Source organism: Undibacterium sp. YM2 (assembly GCF_009937975.1).
In the GTDB taxonomy this organism is placed as follows: Bacteria; Pseudomonadota; Gammaproteobacteria; order Burkholderiales; family Burkholderiaceae_D; genus Undibacterium.
Genome location: NZ_AP018441.1, coordinates 2,647,091 through 2,667,505 on the forward strand (window position 1 = coordinate 2,647,091; position 20,415 = coordinate 2,667,505).

A 20,415-nucleotide genomic window follows, 5' to 3' on the forward strand; every position below is an offset into this window, starting at 1 on the left:
TCTGATTGCCTCATTTTGACTGAACCACTCGCCACACCGAATGCAAACGGCATTCACGATACAGAAGTAGAACATATTTTTGGCTTGACCGGACCATTAAGTGCGTCTATCAATGGTTATCGCCCGCGCCAGGCGCAGACAGAGATGGCAAAAGCCATCGCCGACGCCATTGCAGGGCAAAAAACCTTGCTAGCAGAAGCGGGGACCGGAACCGGGAAAACTTATGCATACCTGACTCCGGCATTATTGTGGGGTGGCAAGGTTATTGTCTCTACGGGGACAAAAAACCTGCAGGATCAGTTATTTTTACGCGATATTCCTACGATACGCAAAGTGTTGAAGGCACCTGTATCGGTTGCCTTGCTAAAGGGCAGGGCAAACTATCTGTGCCATTACCATCTGGAAAGAACCATACAAAATGGCCGCCTGAGCTCGCGCGAAGATGTCGGCTATTTACGCGACATAAGCCGTTTCATTAAAACCACAATGACGGGGGACAAGGCTGAACTGGCACGGGTGCCGGAAAATGCCTCAGTCTGGAGTCTGGTGACCTCAACTAAAGATACCTGCATGGGATCAGAGTGCCAGTATTATCAGGACTGTTTCGTCATGAAGGCGCGCAAAGAGGCGCAGCAGGCAGATGTGGTTGTGGTGAATCATCATCTGTTCTTTGCCGACGTGGCCTTGAAAGATACTGGAATCGCAGAGCTATTACCCTCTGCCAATACAGTCATCTTCGATGAGGCGCATCAATTACCAGAAACTGCCACCCTGTTTTTTGGCGATACCGTCTCAACTTCGCAAGTGCTGGAACTTTGCCGTGACGTACAGGCAGAAGGTTTGTCGCATGCACGGGATGGGGCAGAGTGGTCCAAGCTGGTTGCCCCTGTTGAGCGGGCTGCACGCGATTTGCGTCTGGCCTTCCCACAAGATATCGTACGCTATTCCATAGACCAGATTGCGCCATCCAGCCCTTTCTTTGAAGCCCTGGAAGCCTTGAAATCCAGTATGGATGCCATGATTTCCGTGCTGGAGAAGCAGGCCGAGCGTGCGGAGACCCTGGAGCAGTGCCGTGCACGCGCCATTACTTTGGCTGAGCAATATGAAAAATGGAATGCCGCAGATGACGGTAAATCCGGTGACTATGTTTTGTGGGTAGAAGCGTTTTCTACTTCCTTGCAATTGCACCGCACCCCCTTGTCCATCGCTCCGATTTTCAACAAGCAGCGTGAAGGCGTTCCTCGTGCCTGGATATTTACATCCGCTACGATGGCCGTCAAGAATGACTTCAGCCATTATGTGTCGCAAATGGGGCTGTGGGACCAACCGGCGCACACCTGGCCCAGTCCTTTTAATTACCAGGAGCAGGGTTATTTGTATGTGCCTAACGGCATGCCACAGCCCAATTCCTTTGGCTACATGGATGCAGTCATTGATGCTGCGTTACCAGTCATAGAAGCGGCTGGTGGCAAGACTTTCCTGTTGTGTACTACCTTGAAAGCAGTGAAGTACAGCGCAGAACGTTTGCGCGAAGAATTCCAGAAGCGTGGCCTGGATTTTCCTTTGTTTGTACATGGCGATGCTGGCAGAACCGAATTACTTGACCGCTTCAGGGCAGCAGGCAATGGCGTGCTGATAGGCAGTCAAAGTTTCTGGGAGGGAGTCGATGTGCGCGGCGACGCTTTATCCCTGGTGATTATCGATAAGCTGCCTTTTGCTCCACCTGATGATCCAGTATTGTCCGCCCGCATCGCTGCGATGGAGAAAAAGGGCTTGAACGGCTTTGTTCATCATCAATTACCAGAAGCCATCATCAATTTGAAGCAGGGCGCCGGTCGCCTGATCCGGGATGAAGGTGATAAAGGTGTATTGATGATTTGTGATCCACGTCTGATCTCAAAACCCTATGGCAAACGTATCTGGCAAAGCTTGCCGAGTTTCGCGCGCACCAGGGAGCTGGCGGATGTACAGGCTTTTTTCAAAAAAATTCAGACTCCTGTTGCTTAGAGGTAGTATTTTAAGTTGTTTTTTTAAATAAAACGGCAGTCCGTCGTTCTGCCGTTTTATTTGAACCGCGTCATTTAATGTTCAGACGTCACCAGATATTAACGCGCTCTGTTGGCGCCAGATACATCTGGTCTCCTTCTTTGATTTGATAGGCGTCATAAAAACTGGAAATATTACGCAAGCTGCCATTTGCACGTATTTCCGCTGGTGCCCTGAAATCGTTTTTTAATTGCGTGATCATGAAATTTTTCAAGGCTTTGCTACGCCAAATCTGGGCGTATCCCATGAAGAAACGCTGATCGCCGGTCAAGCCATCGATAGTTGGTGCAGCTCGGTCAGCGAGCGATAGTTTGTATGCTTTGTACGCGATAGTCAGGCCTGCGTTGTCCGCAATATTCTCATTGAATGTCAATTCCCCATCAACCCAGTAACCCGGGATTGGGCTGAAAGAGTTATATTGTTTAATGATAGGACGGGCTTTTAGCGCGAATTTGTTACGGGTTTCTTTGGTCCACCAGTCACGCAATTTTCCCGATGCATCGTATTGTGAGCCTTGCTCGTCCAGGCCATAACTGATCTGACGTCCAATGATCGCACCTATAGCACCATAATTGACAGCATCATTTGCGTCGGGAGTAAAGTACGGCTGGCGCAACATGGCTGCCGGAACAACGATCTCATTTAATTCTGGATTGTAGTAGACATTAGCTGTTTGCGGAGTGATTCCCCATTCATCACGGTTAATCGACGAGCCCAATTTATTCAGATTAAATTGTGAGTCGAAATTATGGATGTTGCGCAGGTTTCCAAGTGGGTCTCCTTTTTTTATAGCTAATCCGGAATAATCACGCCATTTTTCTGGATAAGCTATTTTGGGCATGATGGTGTCCAGTTTTGCCAGTGCCTCCTTTTTAGTTTCAACATCCATCCAATCGAGCGTAGTGATACTCTGTCTGTATGCAAGCAGCAAATTGCCAACTATTTTTTTTATTTTTGTTTTATTTTTTACAGAAAAATATTTGGCAACATACATTTTCCCCAGGCTTTCACCCATACCGGAATTAATCAGACGTGTGCCTCGCTTCCAACGTACTTCCTCAGTAGTTATGCCGCGCAGGGTAGTGGAGTTAAATGTGAAGTATTCATTACTGATATCTTTCGGCAATGCACTGACAGCAGAGCGAAGTATGTGCCATTTGAAATAAGTTTTCCAATCGTCCAAAGAGGTGTTTTGTAATAATTTATCCAGAGCTGCAAAGTAACTTGGTTGGCTAATAATGACATAGTCGATTTTATCTGTGATGCCCAGATCTTTAAAATAGATGTTCCAGTTATATTCAGGCATCAGTTGATGCAATTGATGGATTTCGAACCTGTTATAGGCTTTAATCGGGTCGCGCATGTCAACCCTGCTCCACTGGATTTTCGCGAGCTCCGCTTCTAAAGCAATGATGTCGCCAGCATGTTTTGTTGCTTCCTTGTCGCCGCCGAATGTCAGCATTTTTTCAATATGCTGTAGGTATTTTTTTTGTATGGTTTGCAGTTTTACATCGTCGTGTCTTAGGTAATAATCACGATCAGGCAAGCCCAAGCCAAATTGCACTAAGTCAACTACATACTTGCTCGTGTCCTTGCTGTCCAAATGAACCTGGAATTCATAAGGCGCACTTATCTGGGATTTGTTTAGCCAGGCAATCAATGTGGGAATTTGACTTTTATCAGTCATAGCATCCACTTTGAGAAATTCAGCTTGCAAGGGCTTGTTTCCCAAAGCTTCAATGTGGGCTGTATCCATGAAAGCAGAATACAGATCTATCATTTTTCTTTGCTCAGCGTCTGCTTTGCTTTTTGATTTGAGCAGGTCTTCAATGATCGATTGCAGAGCCGGAAATGTGGCTTCATTTAAATCACTGTAGGCACTGACAGATGATTTACCGATTGGAATGTCTGTATTTTTTAACCATTTCCCATTTACGTAACGAAAAAAATCATCTTGTGGCCGTACCGAAAAATCATTATTAGCAAGGACAATTCCCGACTGTATCGATGCTGTTTGAATGTGATCAGCCGCATGATCAAGACTGCTAATGCCTATGCTTGTTACTATCAGGGCAAAAGTTTTATGGATTTTAAATTTCACTTGAAGTTGGAGAGCAAGTTATGTTGTGGATTTAAATTTGAGGGGCGCTGGTACAGCGCATTTTTTAGCCTTGAGTCTGACAATAAATTTATGTAATTATAAATACTTGCCTTGGTGCCTACTCAATGATAAGCAGTTGAAAACTGCTAGAAGTAAAAAGAAAAATAATAAGGCAGGTAACATGAATTACTTAGTTACCTGCCTTGCAGTTGCTAGGCTATGAGTCTATGACGATATAGTCGTTACCAGATACTGACACGCTCAGCAGGTGCCAGGAACATCTTGCCACCTTCCTTGAGTTTGTAGGCATCATAGAAACCCTGCATGTTGCGCAGGCTGCCATTTGCGCGAATCTCTCCAGGTGAGTGTGGATCTGTCTTCAAGCGTGCAATCATGGTTGCTTCGCGCATTTTTCCACGCCATACCTGCGCAAAACCCATAAAGAAACGCTGATCGCCAGTCAGGCCACCAATGACTGGTGCTGGTTTGCCACCCAGTGACAGTTTGTAGGCTTTGTAGGCAATTGCCAGACCAGAATTGTCTGCAATATTTTCACCCAAAGTCAACTCGCCGTTGACGTTGTAACCGGGGATAGGACTGAAGGCACTATACTGCTTGACCAGGACAGCAGTTTTGGCCGCGAACTTGTCATGATCTTCTTTCGTCCACCAGTCGCGCAAATTCCCCTGACCATCATATTGTGCGCCTTGATCATCAAAGCCATGACTGATTTCATGACCAATGACGGCACCTATGCCACCGTAGTTGACTGCGTCGTCAGCCTTGGCATTGAAGAATGGGGGTTGCAGTATCGCCGCCGGGAAGACGATCTCATTGAGTTCAGGATTGTAATAGGCATTGACGGTTTGCGGCGTCATACCCCATTCGTCACGATCTACTGGTTTGCCAAGCTTGTTCAATTCAAATTGCGCGGCAAACATGCGGGCGTTGCGCAAGTTGCCGACTGCATCGCCTTTAGTAATGTTCAAGCCAGAATAGTCGCGCCATTTGTTTGGATAGCCAATCTTGGGCGTGAAAGTAGCCAGTTTTGCCTGTGCTTCTTTCTTGGTTTCCGGGCTCATCCAGTCCAACGTGTCTATACTTTGTTTATAGGCCAGCAGCAAATTGCCAACCAGCTTCTCCATTCTTGCTTTGCTTTCAGCTGGAAAATGCTTGGCTACATAAAGTTTCCCCAAGCTTTCGCCGAGTGCGGAATCCGCCAGTCGCACGCCACGTTTCCAGCGCGGCTCCTGTTTTGGAACGCCAGCCAGAACGGTGGAGTTAAACGCAAAACTTTCGTCGCTGAATTTTGCTGGAAGTTGAGCCGCAGCAGAACGCAGGATATGCCATTTGAAATAGACTTTGAGATTGTCCAGGGCCGTATCTTGAAAAACCTTGTTCAGGCCAGTCAGGTAGCTAGGCTGGCTGACGATGATGTAATCTACCTTGCCTTTGACGCCCATTTCCGCAAGATAAGCATTCCAGTCGTAGCCTGGTGTCAAGGCATCGAGCTTGTTGATCTCAATTTTATTGTAGGCCTTGACAGGGTCACGCAATTCAACCTTGGTCCATTGTATTTTTGCGAGCTCTGTTTCCAGGGCCAGTATGTCTGCAGCATGTTTGCCAGCCTCTTTGTCACCAGCGAGCGTCAGCATTTTTTCTATATGCGCCTGGTATTTGATACGGAAATCTTTTAATTTCGCATCGTCATTATTGAGGTAATAGTCACGGTCAGGTAAACCTAATCCAGCCTGGGCTATGTCAAAAACATATTTGGTGGAATCCTTGTTGTCCTGATGAACCTGAAAATCATATGGCGCGCCTATGCTGACACGGTTTAGCCATGCCATCAAACCGGGGATCTGTTTTTTGTCGGTCATGCCATCTACTTTTGCAAATTCAGCTTGCAAAGGTTTCAGACCCAGGGATTCAATGTGTGCCGTATCCATGTAACTGGCATACATATCCGCAATTTTTTGCGCGTCTGTGCCAGGCTTATTTTTGGCTTTGGACAAAGCTTCGATGAGTGAATGCAAATGCGGGATAGTCGCTTCGCGTAAGTCCATGAAAGCACCTGCAGAGGACCTGTCTGAAGGAATTTCGGTATTTTTTAACCAATGACCGTTAACATGGCGAAAAAAATCATCCTGGGCACGCACTGCGGCATCATTATGCTTGGATTCTATGCCTGACAACAGAACTGGTGTCGCTGAGGCCGCTTTTGCTGGTTCTGCAGCAGTTGCGAGTTGACTGCCAACTGTGCCGGCGATCATCAGCGCGATAGCGCTAAGTACATGTGCTTTCACTTTGGGGTCTCCTGAGAGTGAAGGTAGGAATGAAAATAAGACAGCCTTTTAGACTGTCTTTGGTAATTGTTGTAAAACTAAATAAATCGTTTGCAACAATTCCTCGTCTGCTTAAGACTGCAAGAGTTTAACGAAGTTCGCGAGATTTAGTAAAAGTTTCAGGTAATTTCTTCTACTCTGTGGCAGGCGACCAAGGTGTTGTCAAACGAGCGCAGCACAGGTATTTCTTTACGACATCTTTCATTGGCGTGTGGGCAGCGATTATTGAAGGCACATCCGGGTGGTGGTGCCAGTGGGGATGGTAATTCACCATCCAGCATCATCTTTTGCTGGCGTTGCGCAGGGTCAATGCGAGGCGTCGATGCAAGCAGTGCCCGGGTATAAGGGTGCAGAGGACGTTTGAATATGCTTTGCTTGTCACCATGCTCAACGGTTTTCCCAAGATACATGACCAGCACATCGTCCGCTATATGCTCAACCACCGACAGATTATGAGAAATGAACAGATAGGCGACACCATTCTGTTGTTGCAAATCCATTAACAAATTCAGGACTTGCGCCTGTATGGACACATCCAGGGCAGAGACTGGTTCGTCCGCGACGATGACTTCAGGATCAAGCATTAGCGCCCTGGCAATAGCAATGCGCTGCCTTTGTCCACCCGAAAACATATGGGGATAACGCCCATAATGTTCAGGCCGCAAGCCTACTTTTGTCATCATGGCCCGCGCTTTTTCTTCACGCTCGGCAGATGGCAGGCCAGTGTTGATGATCAAGGGTTCTTCCAGCATGGCACCCACTTTTTTGCGCGGGTTCAGGCTGGCATAAGGGTTCTGGAACACCATCTGCACAAGCGGACGCACTTGCTTGAGTGTGAGTTTGTCCGCATGGGCAATATTTTTTCCACCCATCCACAACTCGCCGCTACTCGGCGTTTCTATCATGGTGATCTGGCGGGCGAGGGTAGATTTGCCGCAACCTGATTCACCCACCACGGCCAGGGTTTTGCCAGCAGTCAGCTGGAATGAGACGCCGTCCAGCGCTTTCGCCAGTGCTTTGGGTTTGAGAAAACCTTGTGGCACAGCGTAATGCTTGGCCAGGTTTTTTGCTTCCAGTAAGACAGGGGTAGTCGTGGTATTTTGCATCATGCTGCCTGATCAATTTGTGGTGCTTGCCATCCATTGCCCGGCACACCTTGCGCATCCAGAGGGAAATGGCAACGCACCTGGGCATTGGCTTGTCCTTGCAATTGCGGTCTTTCAGTTTGACAGCGCTCTGTCGCATAGCTGCAGCGCGGTGTGAGCAGGCAGCCTGTTGGCCTGTCATACAAACCTGGTACTACACCTGGTATGGTTTGCAGGCGTGCTTTACCCAGATTATGTTCGGGCAGAGCTGCCAGCAGAGCCTGGGTGTAAGGGTGTTTGGGGGCATCGAATATTTCTGGCACGGTACCAGTTTCAAGTACCTGGCCTGCATACATCACCACAACCCTCTTGGCAGTCTGGGCGACCACGGCCAGGTCATGGGTGATCAGCATCAACGCCATGCCACGTTCACGCTGTAATTGCAGTAATAATTCCAGCATTTGCGCTTGTACAGTAACGTCCAGCGCAGTGGTAGGTTCGTCCGCTATTAGCAGGCGAGGGTTGCAGGCAATGGCGATCGCCACCATGACGCGCTGGCTCATGCCGCCCGAGAGTTGGTGGGGATAGGCATTCATGCGCCTTTCCGGGTCGGGGATGTCGACCTGCTTCAATAAAGCCAGCGCCTTGGCGCGCAGGTCTTTTTCTTTGCCACCCTGATGCAAGCGCAGGGTCTCCATCAATTGAAAGGCTACGGTGTAGCAAGGATTCAGGCTGGTCATGGGGTCCTGGAAGATCATGGCAATATCCTTGCCCAGCAATTGCCGTCTTTCCTTGTCCTTCATCTTCAGCAAATCGCGTCCATCAAATTCCATTTGATCTGCGCGTACACGTCCAGGAAAATCGATCAGGCCCATCAAGGCCAGCGAAGTCACACTTTTACCTGAGCCTGATTCTCCGACGATTCCAACCACTTCACCTTGTTCTATGAACAGATCAAGACCATCAACTGCCTTGAATGGCTGAGCTTCCGAGCCAAATTCAACGCGTAAATTTTTAATATCCAATAATGGTTTCATGTTGAATCTTTGTTCAGCGTTTTAACTTGGGATCGAGTGCATCGCGCAGGCCATCACCCATGAGGTTAAAGGCCAGTACGGAAATCAAAATCGCCAGACCAGGGAAGGTGACCACCCACCAGGCGCTTTGTATAAATTCCATGGCACTGGCCAGCATAGAGCCCCATTCTGGTGTTGGCGGCTGTGCGCCAAGACCCAGGAAGCCCAGTGCTGCCGCATCCAGTATCGCCGTGGAAAATCCTAGTGTAGCCTGGACGATAATGGGGGCCGCGCAGTTCGGTAATACACAATTGAACATCAGGCGCAAATTGCCTGCGCCAGCTATACGGGAGGCATTGACATAATCCTTGTTCAGTTCACCACTGACTGCTGCCCGCGTCAGCCTGGCATACGAAGGCATAAGAACAATCGCAATGGCATACATTGCATTCATCAGACCGGGGCCGAGTATCGCTACGACTGCGATTGCCAGCAACAGACTGGGCAGGGCTTGCAGGATATCCATGAAGCGCACGATGATCGTTTCCAGCATGCGGGCAAAGCGCCCGGTCCAGCTACGTGAAAAACCGGCGATCATACCCAGGGTCACACCCACTCCCATGGACAGGGTGACAGAGACCAGGCCTATAAACAGCGACAGGCGTGAGCCATGAATGAGGCGTGACAAAATGTCGCGACCAACCGGATCAGTGCCAAGTATGAATTTACTGTTGCCCGTTACTGTCCATGCGGGCGGCACCAATGTGGATTCGCGAAACTGTTCTATGGCGGAATGTGGTGCTATCCATTCCGCGAACAGGGCGCATAAACTCATTATGCCAACCAGCGCCAGGCCGATGACGGCGCCGCGGTTTTGCTTGAAGTAATGCCAGAACTCAATCAAGGGATGCGGTGGCGATAAGCTTGCGGTAGCAGCTACGGCATTTGCAGGTAAATTGGTATTGCTCATAATTCTGCGATCAAGTCTTTTAAACGATGAGTGAAATTGGACATCACATTAATGGCGTATGCGCGGATTGATCACGCCATACAACACATCGACAATCAGGTTGACGGTGATGACGATGGTGGCGATCAGTAATATCCCACCCTGCACGGTCGGGTAATCGCGCCTTTGTATCGCTTCGATGAGCCATTTACCTATGCCAGGCCAGGAGAAAATGGTTTCAGTCAGAATGGCGCCCGCCAGCAGCGTACCGACTTGCATGCCGATGACGGTGACGACTGGTATCAGTGCGTTGCGCAAGGCATGTACCCAGACTACCCGCATCCAAGACATGCCTTTGGCACGCGCAGTACGGACGTAATCTTCCTTGAGTACTTCCAGCATCGCAGAGCGGGTCATGCGGGCAATCACGGCCAGTGGAATAGTGCCTAGTGCAATTGCGGGCAAAATCAAATGCATGACGGCTGACTTGAAAGCACCTTCTTCACCTGACAGCAGGCTATCGACCAGCATCAGGCCAGTCACATGCGGCAGATCAAACAGGATGTCGATACGGCCAGACACTGGCGTCCAGCCCAGGGTGACAGAAAACATCAGGATCAGCAAAAGTGCCCACCAGAAGATAGGCATGGAATAGCCGGTCAGGGATGCGCCCATGACAGAATAATCAAGAAAAGTATTACGCTTCAAGGCAGCCAGTATGCCTGCGGGCAAGCCTAGCACAACGGCAAAAATAATCGCGCATAGCGACAATTCCAGCGTTGCCGGGAACAGAGTGAAAAATTCTTTGCTGACCAGTTCCTGGGTGATGATGGAACGACCCAGATCTCCTTGCAGAACTTTGCCCAGATAAGAAAAATACTGCTGATACAAAGGTTGATCCAACCCATACAAATGCATGAGACTGGCATAGCGTTCTGCATCCATGCCACGCTCACCCGTCATGGCTTCGACAACATTACCGGGTATCAGATGTATCAAAGAAAAAACCAGCAGCGTGATGCCAAGGAAAGTAGGGATGACTACACCCAGGCGTCGGAGAATAAAACCCAGCATCGAAAAACCTTTTTTTTAAGACAAGCCTGCAAACAGCATCATAAAGACTGAAAAAGCAGCAAGCAGATACAACGATGGCACCAAATTGCAATTGTTCAGCAAAATTGGTGCCACGTGTTGTTCACCAGTAAGCAGTACTTATTTATCCAAATCTACTTTTTTGAAGTAATGATGGGCAGTTGAATCCATCTTGAAGCCAATTACATTTTTGCGTACCGGTGTATAACGCAAAGAATGTGCCAGCAGCAATAAAGGCGCTTCTTCCCTGACTATTTCTTGCGCTTTTTCGTAAAGCTTGGCCCTTTCAGACTGCTTAGGTGTCAATTTGGCTTTCTGGATCAGGTCTTCATAATCCTTATTGCACCATCTTGGAATATTGCCGCCACCTTTGACGGCTTCACATCCCAAAATTGGCTCAAAGAAATTATCCGGGTCGCCATTGTCGCCGGACCAGCCAAACATCATGGCATGTTGCTCACCAGTCTTGCTGCGCTTTTTATACTCTGTCCATTCGTAAGTAGTCAGCTTGGTTTTGACGCCAATTTTTGCCCAGTCTGCCTGTATCAACTCAGCCATGCGTTTGCCGTCCGGGTTGTAGGGGCGGGATACAGGCAAATACCAGAGTTCAACTTCCAGGCCATTTGCATAACCAGCTTTTGCCAGCAAATCTTTTGCCTGGGCGACGTCGTAAGGATATTCCTTTATCTTATCGTTATACGACCACATCGTAGGCGGGATAACGTTTTTGGCGATTTGACCCGTACCCGCATAGACGGATTTCAATATCGATGCACGATCTACAGCCAGATTCAAAGCCTGGCGCACCAGCTTGTTATCAAAGGGTTTTTTCTCGACGTTGAAGCCGACGTAACCAATATTCAAACCTTGTTGTGACAACAGTTTGATATTTGGGTCGCTCTTCATCAATTCCACATCTGCCGGTTTTGGCAAGGCCATGACATGGCATTCGCCTGCTTTGAGTTTGGCGTAACGCACTGACGCATCCGGCGTGATCGCGTAAATCAGATTGTCGATTTTTGGCCGGCCATCCCAATAGCCATCATGTGCCTTGTAGCGGATGATGGCATCTTTTTGGTAAGAGACGAACTGGAAGGCGCCTGTGCCTATGATTTCTTTATCGATCAGTTCTGGCGTTCCTGCTGCTTTCATTTTCTGCGCATATTCAGCAGAGTGAACAGACATGAAGTCCATCGTCAGCGTGGCGAGGAAGGGGGCCTCCTGACGCTTGAGTTTAAAGCGTACAGTCAGGTCATCGACTTTTTCGAGTTTATCAACGATCTTGTTAATACCCAGATCCTGGAAGTAGGCATAGGTTTGACCTGGCGTGTTCTTATGGAAAGGATGATTTTCATCTGCCATGCGATAGAAGCTGAAAAGTATATCGTCGGCATTGAGGTCGCGGCTAGGTTTGAACTTGGCATTGCTGTGGAACTTGACACCTTTGCGCAGCTTGAAGGTATAGGTCAGGCCATCTGCAGAAATATCCCAGGATTCTGCCAGGGCAGGGGTGATATTGGTGGTGCCGGTTTCCATCTCGACCAGACGGTTATACATGGGTACTGAGCCTGCATCTGCCGTGGTGCCTGTGGTAAAAAATTGCGGATTAAAACCTTCTGGACTACCTTCAGAGCAAAATACCAAAGTCTTGGCGGCCATCGCTGCGCCAGCATGCAAACCTGCAAAAGCGCCAATCACAACCAAAGCGCCAGTCTTCAATAACCAATTACCTTTTTTCATCCAGACTCTCCACAGTGAATAAGTACCAGTAAAAACGACAAAACGATTGTGCCATAGCCGACCGCACAGATTTTTGTATTGTGCAGCAATTCGATAAAATTTGTATTATTTTGTTACAAGGCCGAAGAAAATTTTGAAAACAAAATCGACAAATCACATTGCCACCATGGAATGAAGTCTCTTGCAAAGAAGATTTGCTCAGTGTTGCAAATATGATGCATGGTAGAGAATAAATTTTTTCACTTTTTTTTGCGCGGAACCAAAAGATTGCTTGTGCCGTCAAAATCGATATACGTTTCAGGTATAAGCAATTTACAAAAACAATGCACTTCACTATTCATCTCAGCGTTTCATGCATACTAACTTAGAAAAAATCAACTGGTCGGATGACATATTCCCCGATGTTATCGCAGGGTTCCCGGCAGGGCCTGGTCCGTTTCCTGCAGTGATATTGGCACCAGGTCTGCGCTATGACATGCACCGGCCAGTCATGGCACAATTAGCCCATCACTTGCTGTTGCAAGGTTTTGCTGTGTTCAGATTCAACTGGTCTTTTTATACTTCTGACGCGGCCCGTGGACAGCCTTCAGCAGATTTAATACCGGAGTTGCAGGACATGACATCAGTGTTGCGCCTGGCAACAAATGATGGGCGCATACAACAACAGAATATTTCGATCGCAGGGAAATCTTTTGGCTCCATAGTCGCCTGGCGCTTTTTTCAGCAACAGCCTGCTGTGAAAAGCTGTGTGCTATTGACGCCCTTATGTGTGGCAGACAAATCTGGAGAGGAAGAACTCAGCCTTGTGAAACAGAATTATCCCGGCGCTGAGCTAGAAAAAAGGCCAGTTCTTATGCTGGCCGGGAATGCAGATCCCTATTGCGAACTCGATACTCTGCGGGAGTTTGCCGGGCCCATGGCAGCACGATTCAAAATTGTCGTGCTGGAAGGTAATCACAGTATGGAGATACCTGATGAAGATACGACGGTGGCTACCAGCAAACTGGAGCGCAACCTGGCTTTGCTAGCCTGCCACATCCAGGGTTTCTTGCTTCAGTAAATTGAGTGCCACCAATACGGCGTTAATCTATGTGCTCCACCATTAACTGTACTCTGGTGACACCATTGTATTCATTGGCATCGAGCCTGAAGGCAACGTGGACGTTTTCAGGCAGGGTGTCGGTATGGCCGAACCAGATTGCATCATAGCGCAGCTTGTTTTTCTCCAGCACCAGTTTTAAATGGCGCTCTTTTAATATTCTCTGGGATATCAGTTTAAAGTCATCGCAAAATATGGGGGGAGGGAAACCTTGCCCCCATACTTGCGTATCCAGCAGGCGGATAAAGTCTGTCGTGTAATAGGCCTCTTCCAGTGGACCATCAGTTTCTACCACCCGCTCAAGCTGGTGTGCCTGTAACCAGCTTTTTCCTACGGCTTCAAAAGCCTGCTGGAATGCCGGGAAGTCTTCAGACCGCAAGGTCAGACCTGCTGCCATTGCATGACCACCAAATTTTTGTATCAGGCTGGGTGCGTGCTTGGATACCAGATCAAGCGCATCACGCAAATGAAAGCCTGGTATGGAACGACCCGAACCTTTGATCAATCCCTCGCCTCCAGGTGCAAAGGTAATCGTGGGGCGATAAAACTTGTCTTTCAGGCGCGAGGCGACGATACCAATGACACCCTGATGCCAGCTTTCATCAAACACGGTAATGGTATTGCTATCTTGTGGCTGGAAATCATCCAGGTGAAGCAGCGCCACATCCTGCATTTCACGTTCTATGTCTTTGCGGTCAGCATTGATGCTGTTTAATTCCTGCGCGATTTGCCAGGCGCGGCCTTCGTCATCCGTGGTCAGGCATTCTATGCCCAGGGCCATGTCAGCCAGACGACCAGCAGCGTTGAGTCTGGGGCCAAGAGCGAAGCCAAGATCAAAAGGGCTGGCATTGTGTGGTTCGCGGCCAGCTACGCGGAATAGTGCAGCTATGCCCGCACACATCCGGCCAGCGCGCATGCGCTTCAGGCCTTGCGCCACCAGGATGCGGTTATTGGCATCCAGTTTAACCACGTCAGCAACCGTACCTAGCGCAACCAGATCCAGTAAAGTATCAAGCTTGGGTTGATTTTGCTGGTCGAACACGCCGCGCTGGCGTAGTTCTGCCCGCAAAGCCAGCAAGACATAAAACATGACGCCTACACCGGCCAGGTTCTTGCTGGGAAAGCCGCATTCAGGCTGATTTGGATTGACGATGACAGCAGCATCCGGCAAATGATCACCCGGCAAATGGTGATCCGTGACTACCACGGCAATGCCCTGGGCATTGGCCGCTGCCACGCCATCCACACTGGCAATGCCATTATCGACAGTGACGATGACATCAGGGGATTTCTCTTTTTGCGTCAATGCCACGATTTCTGGCGTCAGGCCATAGCCATATTCAAAACGATTCGGGACAATGTAATCAACATTTGCTCCCAGCATGCGCAAGCCGCGCAAACCTACCGCACAGGCAGTCGCACCATCGCAGTCGTAATCGGCGACGATGACGAGTTTTTTATTTTGCGCGATGGCATCTGCCAAAAATTTCGCAGCCTGGTCTATATGCAAAAGCCCGGCAGGCGGCAGCATGGCATTCAACTCGGTGCTGAGTTCTTTTTCTGCTGTTGCACCGCGTGAGGCATACAGGCGCGCCAATACGGGATGCAGGCCATTCTGGCGCAGCATTTCAGATTCACGGAAAGGGCAGGGGCGTACTGTAATGCGTGTCATGAAATCGAAAATAAGTGATGTAATGAAGGCTTGACCCAGAATTTACGCAAGGACCACGGAGTGACATCAAAGCTGGCAATTCTGTGGCCATCACTGAAGTGCAGTTTCAAACTGCTGACTTGTTTGTTGCGCAAACCTGTCAGCAATGGAGAAAACCATTTTTTTTCCAGCACATGAATATTGTCCAGCCAAAGCGCCCAGTCATTGTTGATGGCTGCTTCAGACAGATTGCCGAGCAAAGCTGGTGCGTGCTTGTTTCCGGCTGGTGACTGGGCCAAATGCTGGGCGTAGTCAGTCGCTTCGCTAATTTGCTTCATTTCTGGATGCAAGCTTTGCGCGCCGCCTGATATCCAGACGGAATTGATGACTTTTGCACCGCGCATCTCACGTTGAGCATTGATGTCGTGTGTGAACCACTGCATTTGTATTTCATTTTGCAGTTTGCGCCACGCCCTTTCAAACTCACCTTTGGGCATCCAGATATCGATATTGTGACCGCAAGCGGCATCCACCGTGGCTGTTTGCAGTTCAGGCCACGCGTCAGCGCGCAAGAACCAGTTCTGGGCGTCGCCAAACAGGAGCTGCAAGCCTATTTCTTCGCAGCTCGCTTTAGCCTGCTCAAATAAAACGCGGGACTCGGCTTCGCCGATATGCAGCCGTCGCTGATCTGTCAATACCAGATGATCCCGGGCAATATGAATATGCACGGGCTGTAGCAGGAACCAATAGCCTGCTTCCGGTGTCAGACCGCAAGCTTTCATGCGGTTCCAGGCAAGAGGTGGGCTATTTGCTTTATCCCCAGGAGGAAACTGGCTGGCAAGCCAGTATTCGTAGCTTAGTGCGCGTGAAAAATCGTCTATTGCCTGTACTTTAGCCTTGCCTGCGCTAGCGATCAGTCTGGCTAATCCAGGGGTGTGCATTTCTTTTAACAGGTCTTTGGCCAGGCTGGCAGGGGGAATCCCGAAAGGGATTATCAATTCTAAATGGCTCATAGTGCTGTATTGTATGGCAAACGTATGGCAAACTGCTGGCTGCTTTCATAACAAGTGTAAATGCAGTGAAAAATCTCTCTTTTGAATGGCTGGTCGGCTTGCGTTATACGCGGGCAGGGCGGCGTAGTGGGCGTAACGGCTTTATTTCTTTTATCTCGCTGATCTCCATGGCGGGTATAGGACTGGGTGTGGCAGCCATGATTGTTGTCATTTCAGTCATGAATGGTTTCCAGAAAGAAGTTCGGGACCGCATGTTGTCCGTACTGGCCCACGTCGAAGTCTTTGATGCCAGTGGTGCCTTGCCTGACTGGCGTTCAACAGCGCTGGAAGTGCAAAAAAATCCTGCTGTCACGGGAACAGCTCCCTACGTCGATGGTCAGGCCATGATCATCCGTGAAGATGTCATGCGCGGTGTTATTATCAGAGGCATCTTGCCTGAAGAAGAACCCAAGGTCTCGGATGTCGCTAGCAAAATCAAGTATGGCAAATGGGCAGACCTCAAGCCTGGCGAATTCAATATCGTACTGGGATCAGCACTGGCCAACAGTTTGCGGGTACGCATAGGTGAAAAAATTACCTTGGCTGCGCCCGAGGGGCAGATGACGCCTGCGGGCGTTGTTCCTCGCCTGAAAGCCTTTAATGTCGTCGGCATATTTGAGGCTGGGCACTACGAATATGATTCTGGCATGGCATTCATGCACATAGAAGATGCGCAAAAATTCTTCCGCCTGAATTCGCCATCCGGCCTGCGTCTGCGCATCAAGGAGATGCTCAAGGCACCACAGGTGGCGCTGGAGTTGTCGCGCACTTTGTCAGGCGATTTGCTGATCCGTGATTGGTCACAACAGAACAAGGTGTATTTCGCTGCCGTAAAAGCAGAAAAAACCATGATGTTTATCATCCTGACCCTGATCATCGCCGTGGCTGCGTTTAACCTGGTTTCTACTCTGGTCATGACGGTCACAGACAAGCAGGCTGATATTGCCATCTTGCGCACCCTGGGGGCGGCTCCTTCATCGATCATGAAAATATTCGTGATACAAGGCACCATCGTTGGTTGCCTCGGTACGCTGTCTGGTGTGGGGCTGGGCCTGTTGATCTCCCTGAATATTGACGTCATCGTGCCTTTCATAGAAAGCATATTGGGTATACAACTGCTGTCCAAAGAAGTGTATGTCATTAGTAAACTGCCATCGGATGTGCAGTTGTTTGACGTGCTGACTATTGGTAGTGTCGCTTTAATTCTGGCCATGCTGGCCACTATCTATCCTAGCTGGCGTGCTTCACGCGTGAAACCTGCGGAGGCATTGCGTTATGAATGATCAAGTATTGAGTCAAGAAAAGAACAAACAAGAAATGATTTTATCCTGCAGCGGCCTGGGTAAGACGTTTTCGCAAGGGCTGGAATCTGTCAATGTCCTGAATGAAATCAATCTGAGCATCTACAAGGGTGAGCGAATCGCCATCGTCGGTGCATCTGGTTGCGGCAAATCTACTTTATTGCATTTGCTGGGTGGGCTTGATACCCCAAGCAAAGGAACGGTTACCTTGCAGGGCAAGGATTTTGCCAGCCTGAATGAGACCGCGCGCGGAGAGTTGCGCAATCATGCGCTGGGCTTTGTCTATCAGTTTCACCATCTGTTGCCTGAGTTTTCTGCGCTGGATAATGTGGCCATGCCCCTTATCATCCGTCGCATGGCAAGAAGTGAAGCGCAAAAAGTGGCACAGGCAATTTTGGAAAAAGTGGGCCTTGGTCATAGACTCAAGCACGTTCCTGGTGAATTGTCTGGCGGTGAAAGACAGCGTGTGGCTTTGGCGCGCGCTCTGGTAACACAGCCTGCCTGCGTGTTGGCAGATGAGCCTACAGGTAACCTTGACGGTAGTACAGCACAACAGGTGTTTGCCTTGATGCTGGAATTATCGCAAACTCTGGGTACGGCATTTGTGATTGTTACCCATGATGCGGAGTTGGCCGGGCGCTGTGACCGGGTTTTCCGTTTGACTGAACGCGGCTTGCAACAACAATAAAAATGGCATGCGAAAAACCAGCAAAATGAATTTCAGGAGACGTGATCCTGCGTTTTCCATAGCTCATTTTTCTACCGGACCAGGTGGCTGGGTCATGCTTGGTCTGTTATCTGTGCTCGCATCATCTACATCGGCTGTACATGCGGCAGATACAGTAGAGCTGGTGTTGCAACTGGAAACTTCGCTGACCAGCGACAGTAATCCGTTTCGCTTTTACGAGCAGACAGCCAAGCCCACACAGCCTGATCAAGGTGACCAGGGGCAAGGTGAGCAGTCAGGTCAGCCTGGCGTTGCCGACGACAAAAAGTTTCGCAATCGCGATAGCATAACCGGCACCGATGTGCGGGCTGGCGCCATCATCCCCATTTTATCGGACCGCACCCGCCTGATATTGACGGGCTCGCTTGGTAACCGGCATTATAAAAACTATAAAGAACTCGATCACCATCTGTTAGCAGGCGATGCCACGCTCCAATGGGCAGCAGGACAGATTATTAATGGCCAAATCACTGCGGGTAAAGAAGACAGGTTATTTCAATACATCAATGGCAGCCTGACAGATAAAGATATCTCGCACCAAAAACGTGCTTCTGCCAATGTTAATTTTAAACTGACTGATGAATGGTCCTTGAATGCCAGTCTGGACAGGGCTGGCCTGAATTATGATTTGCCCCTGAATCAGCTATATAACTTTGACGAGCGTGGCAGGCAATTGAGTGGGCGCTACTACTCTCCAACTGGATCAAGCGTTGAAATCGGGACACGTTTGTCGGAAACGAATTTCCCGGACCGTAATGAGCAGGATATTGCCGACCTGGATAAGGCATATAAAGAGTCAGAGGTCTTTCTCGATGCTGAATGGCGTTACAGCAGCAAGTCTGTTACCAGTGCGCATCTGGGGGTGATCAAACGCAAGTACGATGTGCTGACAGAACGCGACACCAATTTGTCGAATATTTTATTGCGTGGTACCTATCATTACTCACCAAAATTGCGCCTGGATTTGCAGTTGTGGGACCGGCCTTTTACCATTGTTGACCGCACTGTCGTCTATGTGCTGAGCAAGGCATTACGCTTTGATGCACAGTGGAAGTATTCAGACAAATCGCAGATGAATTTCTCCACGCTTTTTCAAAATAGCGATAATGTATTGGTGCCGCGTCTTGCGACACTGGCCGATGGCACATCGCGCAAAGAGAAATTGATACGCGTCGGTTTGGGCGGCGCTTATGAATTTGAACGGGGTTTCCGACTGGTGCTGGATAGTTTTTATGAAAAAGTCCAGCGTGAATCTGATGGCATAAATCTGAAGCAGGCCGTGATTAAATTAGGACTGGAATATACCTATGAAAATTTGCCGGGGAGTAATTCGCGCATGGGTTTGAAGCGCTACCAGCACTCCTTGAGCGCCTCGGATAGTTTGCGTTGATCATGGGGCTAGCACAAAGATTGAGCCGATTTGCGGCACGCCACACAGCAAATCGCTGGTTGCCACTCAATAAGGGCAGGGGAGTGGTCAGTTTCAGTTTTGACGATGTACCCGCCAGTGCCTGTCATCAGGGAGCCATGCTGCTGGAGTTATACCAGGCACGCGGTACTTTCTATATCTGTGGCAGCCTGACCGATGGCGTTGAGCAAAACCAGCCTTGTCATAGTGTGGAGGATTTGCGGCGCCTGGTAGAAAACGAGCATGAAGTTGGCTGCCATACCTATTCCCATACTAATTGCGCTAATGCTTCTTTAGATTTTTTAGCGGCTGACTGGGAACGCAATCAGGCTTTTTTCAAGCAACACAATATCGCTAATCGCGGTTTTGCCTTTCCTTTTGGTGCCTATGACCTGGGTAGCAAGCTGGCAGCAGCCAAACGATTTTCATATAGCCGCATTACCGGCGGCGGCACCCAGACTGGTCGTGCCGACTTGTCTGCCTTGCGCGCACAAGCCCTGTACTCTGCGAACAATAATCAAGATGAGATCATTGCCCTGATCAAGCACACTGCTTCTGTAGGTGGCTGGTTGATTTTATACAGCCATGAAGTCAGTGAAACACCAGGGCCATGGGGGACAACTCCGGCTCTGTTGGAAACTGCACTGCAGATGGCGACGCAGGAGAGTTGTCAGATACTACCTGTTCATAAAGCCATAGATTTTTTTCTTTCCTGACGCTGTGCATGGTTTTTTTCAATTCTGATTTGAGTAAGTTACAATCCTTGCAGTTTTAATCTTAATTTTTCAGGTAGCCGACAACAT

At 49.0% G+C, this 20,415-nt stretch carries 15 protein-coding genes; 6 read left to right on the top strand and 9 right to left on the bottom strand.

Annotation, left to right across the window (positions count from 1 at the left end):
- Window positions 1-12 precede the first annotated feature (12 nt).
- Window positions 13-2,007 carry an ATP-dependent DNA helicase gene (locus UNDYM_RS12045; protein WP_370529482.1) on the top strand — a complete coding sequence of 665 codons (1,995 nt, stop codon included), beginning with the start codon at window positions 13-15 and terminating at the stop codon, window positions 2,005-2,007.
- 88 nt (window positions 2,008-2,095) lie between these two features.
- Here UNDYM_RS12045 and UNDYM_RS12050 read toward each other — a convergent pair whose 3' ends face one another.
- The 7 genes from UNDYM_RS12050 to UNDYM_RS12080 form a co-directional block, all read right to left on the bottom strand.
- Window positions 2,096-4,147 carry a M13 family metallopeptidase gene (locus tag UNDYM_RS12050; RefSeq protein WP_232064012.1) on the bottom strand — a complete coding sequence of 684 codons (2,052 nt, stop codon included), beginning with the start codon at window positions 4,145-4,147 and terminating at the stop codon, window positions 2,096-2,098.
- 242 nt (window positions 4,148-4,389) lie between these two features.
- Window positions 4,390-6,453, bottom strand: a complete 2,064-nt coding sequence (locus UNDYM_RS12055) for a M13 family metallopeptidase (protein WP_232064015.1) — start codon at window positions 6,451-6,453, stop codon at window positions 4,390-4,392.
- A 158-nt stretch (window positions 6,454-6,611) separates the two neighbouring features.
- Window positions 6,612-7,598 (bottom strand): peptide ABC transporter ATP-binding protein, encoded by a 987-nt coding sequence (locus UNDYM_RS12060; protein ID WP_197741891.1) that lies wholly within the window; start codon window positions 7,596-7,598, stop codon window positions 6,612-6,614.
- Complete coding sequence (dppD, locus tag UNDYM_RS12065; RefSeq protein WP_162041244.1) at window positions 7,598-8,614, bottom strand: dipeptide ABC transporter ATP-binding protein; 1,017 nt, start codon at window positions 8,612-8,614, stop codon at window positions 7,598-7,600. The genes UNDYM_RS12060 and dppD overlap by 1 nt, the downstream gene beginning before the upstream one ends.
- A 13-nt stretch (window positions 8,615-8,627) precedes the next feature.
- Window positions 8,628-9,563, bottom strand: coding sequence for an ABC transporter permease subunit (locus UNDYM_RS12070; RefSeq protein ID WP_162041245.1), 936 nt, complete (start codon window positions 9,561-9,563; stop codon window positions 8,628-8,630).
- A gap of 48 nt (window positions 9,564-9,611) precedes the next feature.
- Entirely contained in the window at window positions 9,612-10,616 is a 1,005-nt protein-coding gene (locus tag UNDYM_RS12075; RefSeq protein WP_162041246.1) for an ABC transporter permease subunit, read from the bottom strand.
- Window positions 10,617-10,754: 138 nt separating this feature from the next.
- Entirely contained in the window at window positions 10,755-12,374 is a 1,620-nt protein-coding gene (locus UNDYM_RS12080; protein WP_162041247.1) for an ABC transporter substrate-binding protein, read from the bottom strand.
- A 352-nt stretch (window positions 12,375-12,726) separates the two neighbouring features.
- Between UNDYM_RS12080 and UNDYM_RS12085 the strand changes: the two genes are divergently transcribed.
- The gene (locus UNDYM_RS12085; protein WP_162041248.1) at window positions 12,727-13,434 is read left to right on the top strand and encodes an alpha/beta family hydrolase; all 708 of its coding nucleotides are present in this window, start codon (window positions 12,727-12,729) and stop codon (window positions 13,432-13,434) included.
- Between the two features lie 22 nt (window positions 13,435-13,456).
- Here UNDYM_RS12085 and recJ read toward each other — a convergent pair whose 3' ends face one another.
- Window positions 13,457-15,145 carry a single-stranded-DNA-specific exonuclease RecJ gene (gene recJ, locus UNDYM_RS12090; protein WP_162041249.1) on the bottom strand — a complete coding sequence of 563 codons (1,689 nt, stop codon included), beginning with the start codon at window positions 15,143-15,145 and terminating at the stop codon, window positions 13,457-13,459.
- On the bottom strand, window positions 15,142-16,137 hold the full coding sequence (locus UNDYM_RS12095) for a hypothetical protein (RefSeq protein ID WP_162041250.1): 996 nt from the start codon (window positions 16,135-16,137) through the stop codon (window positions 15,142-15,144). The genes recJ and UNDYM_RS12095 overlap by 4 nt, the downstream gene beginning before the upstream one ends.
- Before the next feature lie 65 nt (window positions 16,138-16,202).
- Here UNDYM_RS12095 and UNDYM_RS12100 point away from each other — a divergent pair, with 65 nt between their 5' ends.
- From UNDYM_RS12100 to UNDYM_RS12115, 4 genes are read left to right on the top strand one after another with little or no spacing between them, the layout of a single operon-like run.
- A complete protein-coding gene (locus UNDYM_RS12100; protein WP_232063351.1) occupies window positions 16,203-17,459 on the top strand; it encodes a lipoprotein-releasing ABC transporter permease subunit in 1,257 nt (418 codons plus the stop codon).
- Window positions 17,452-18,165: a lipoprotein-releasing ABC transporter ATP-binding protein LolD gene (gene lolD, locus UNDYM_RS12105; protein ID WP_162041251.1), complete on the top strand. Its 714-nt coding sequence runs from the start codon at window positions 17,452-17,454 to the stop codon at window positions 18,163-18,165. The genes UNDYM_RS12100 and lolD overlap by 8 nt, the downstream gene beginning before the upstream one ends.
- Window positions 18,166-18,172: 7 nt before the next feature.
- The gene (locus tag UNDYM_RS12110; RefSeq protein WP_162041252.1) at window positions 18,173-19,594 is read left to right on the top strand and encodes a hypothetical protein; all 1,422 of its coding nucleotides are present in this window, start codon (window positions 18,173-18,175) and stop codon (window positions 19,592-19,594) included.
- A gap of 2 nt (window positions 19,595-19,596) precedes the next feature.
- The gene (locus tag UNDYM_RS12115) at window positions 19,597-20,328 is read left to right on the top strand and encodes a polysaccharide deacetylase family protein (protein ID WP_162041253.1); all 732 of its coding nucleotides are present in this window, start codon (window positions 19,597-19,599) and stop codon (window positions 20,326-20,328) included.
- The last annotated feature ends 87 nt before the right edge of the window (window positions 20,329-20,415 follow it).

Coding starts and splice junctions, on each gene's coding strand:
- recJ (WP_162041249.1), bottom strand. CDS start 15,145: ATGACACGCATTACAGTACGCCCCTGCCCTTTCCGTGAATCTGAAATG.
- UNDYM_RS12095 (WP_162041250.1), bottom strand. CDS start 16,137: ATGAGCCATTTAGAATTGATAATCCCTTTCGGGATTCCCCCTGCCAGC.
- lolD (WP_162041251.1), top strand. CDS start 17,452: ATGAATGATCAAGTATTGAGTCAAGAAAAGAACAAACAAGAAATGATT.
- dppD (WP_162041244.1), bottom strand. CDS start 8,614: ATGAAACCATTATTGGATATTAAAAATTTACGCGTTGAATTTGGCTCG.
- UNDYM_RS12075 (WP_162041246.1), bottom strand. CDS start 10,616: ATGCTGGGTTTTATTCTCCGACGCCTGGGTGTAGTCATCCCTACTTTC.
- UNDYM_RS12110 (WP_162041252.1), top strand. CDS start 18,173: ATGCGAAAAACCAGCAAAATGAATTTCAGGAGACGTGATCCTGCGTTT.
- UNDYM_RS12085 (WP_162041248.1), top strand. CDS start 12,727: ATGCATACTAACTTAGAAAAAATCAACTGGTCGGATGACATATTCCCC.
- UNDYM_RS12115 (WP_162041253.1), top strand. CDS start 19,597: ATGGGGCTAGCACAAAGATTGAGCCGATTTGCGGCACGCCACACAGCA.
- UNDYM_RS12080 (WP_162041247.1), bottom strand. CDS start 12,374: ATGAAAAAAGGTAATTGGTTATTGAAGACTGGCGCTTTGGTTGTGATT.
- UNDYM_RS12060 (WP_197741891.1), bottom strand. CDS start 7,598: ATGCAAAATACCACGACTACCCCTGTCTTACTGGAAGCAAAAAACCTG.
- UNDYM_RS12070 (WP_162041245.1), bottom strand. CDS start 9,563: ATGAGCAATACCAATTTACCTGCAAATGCCGTAGCTGCTACCGCAAGC.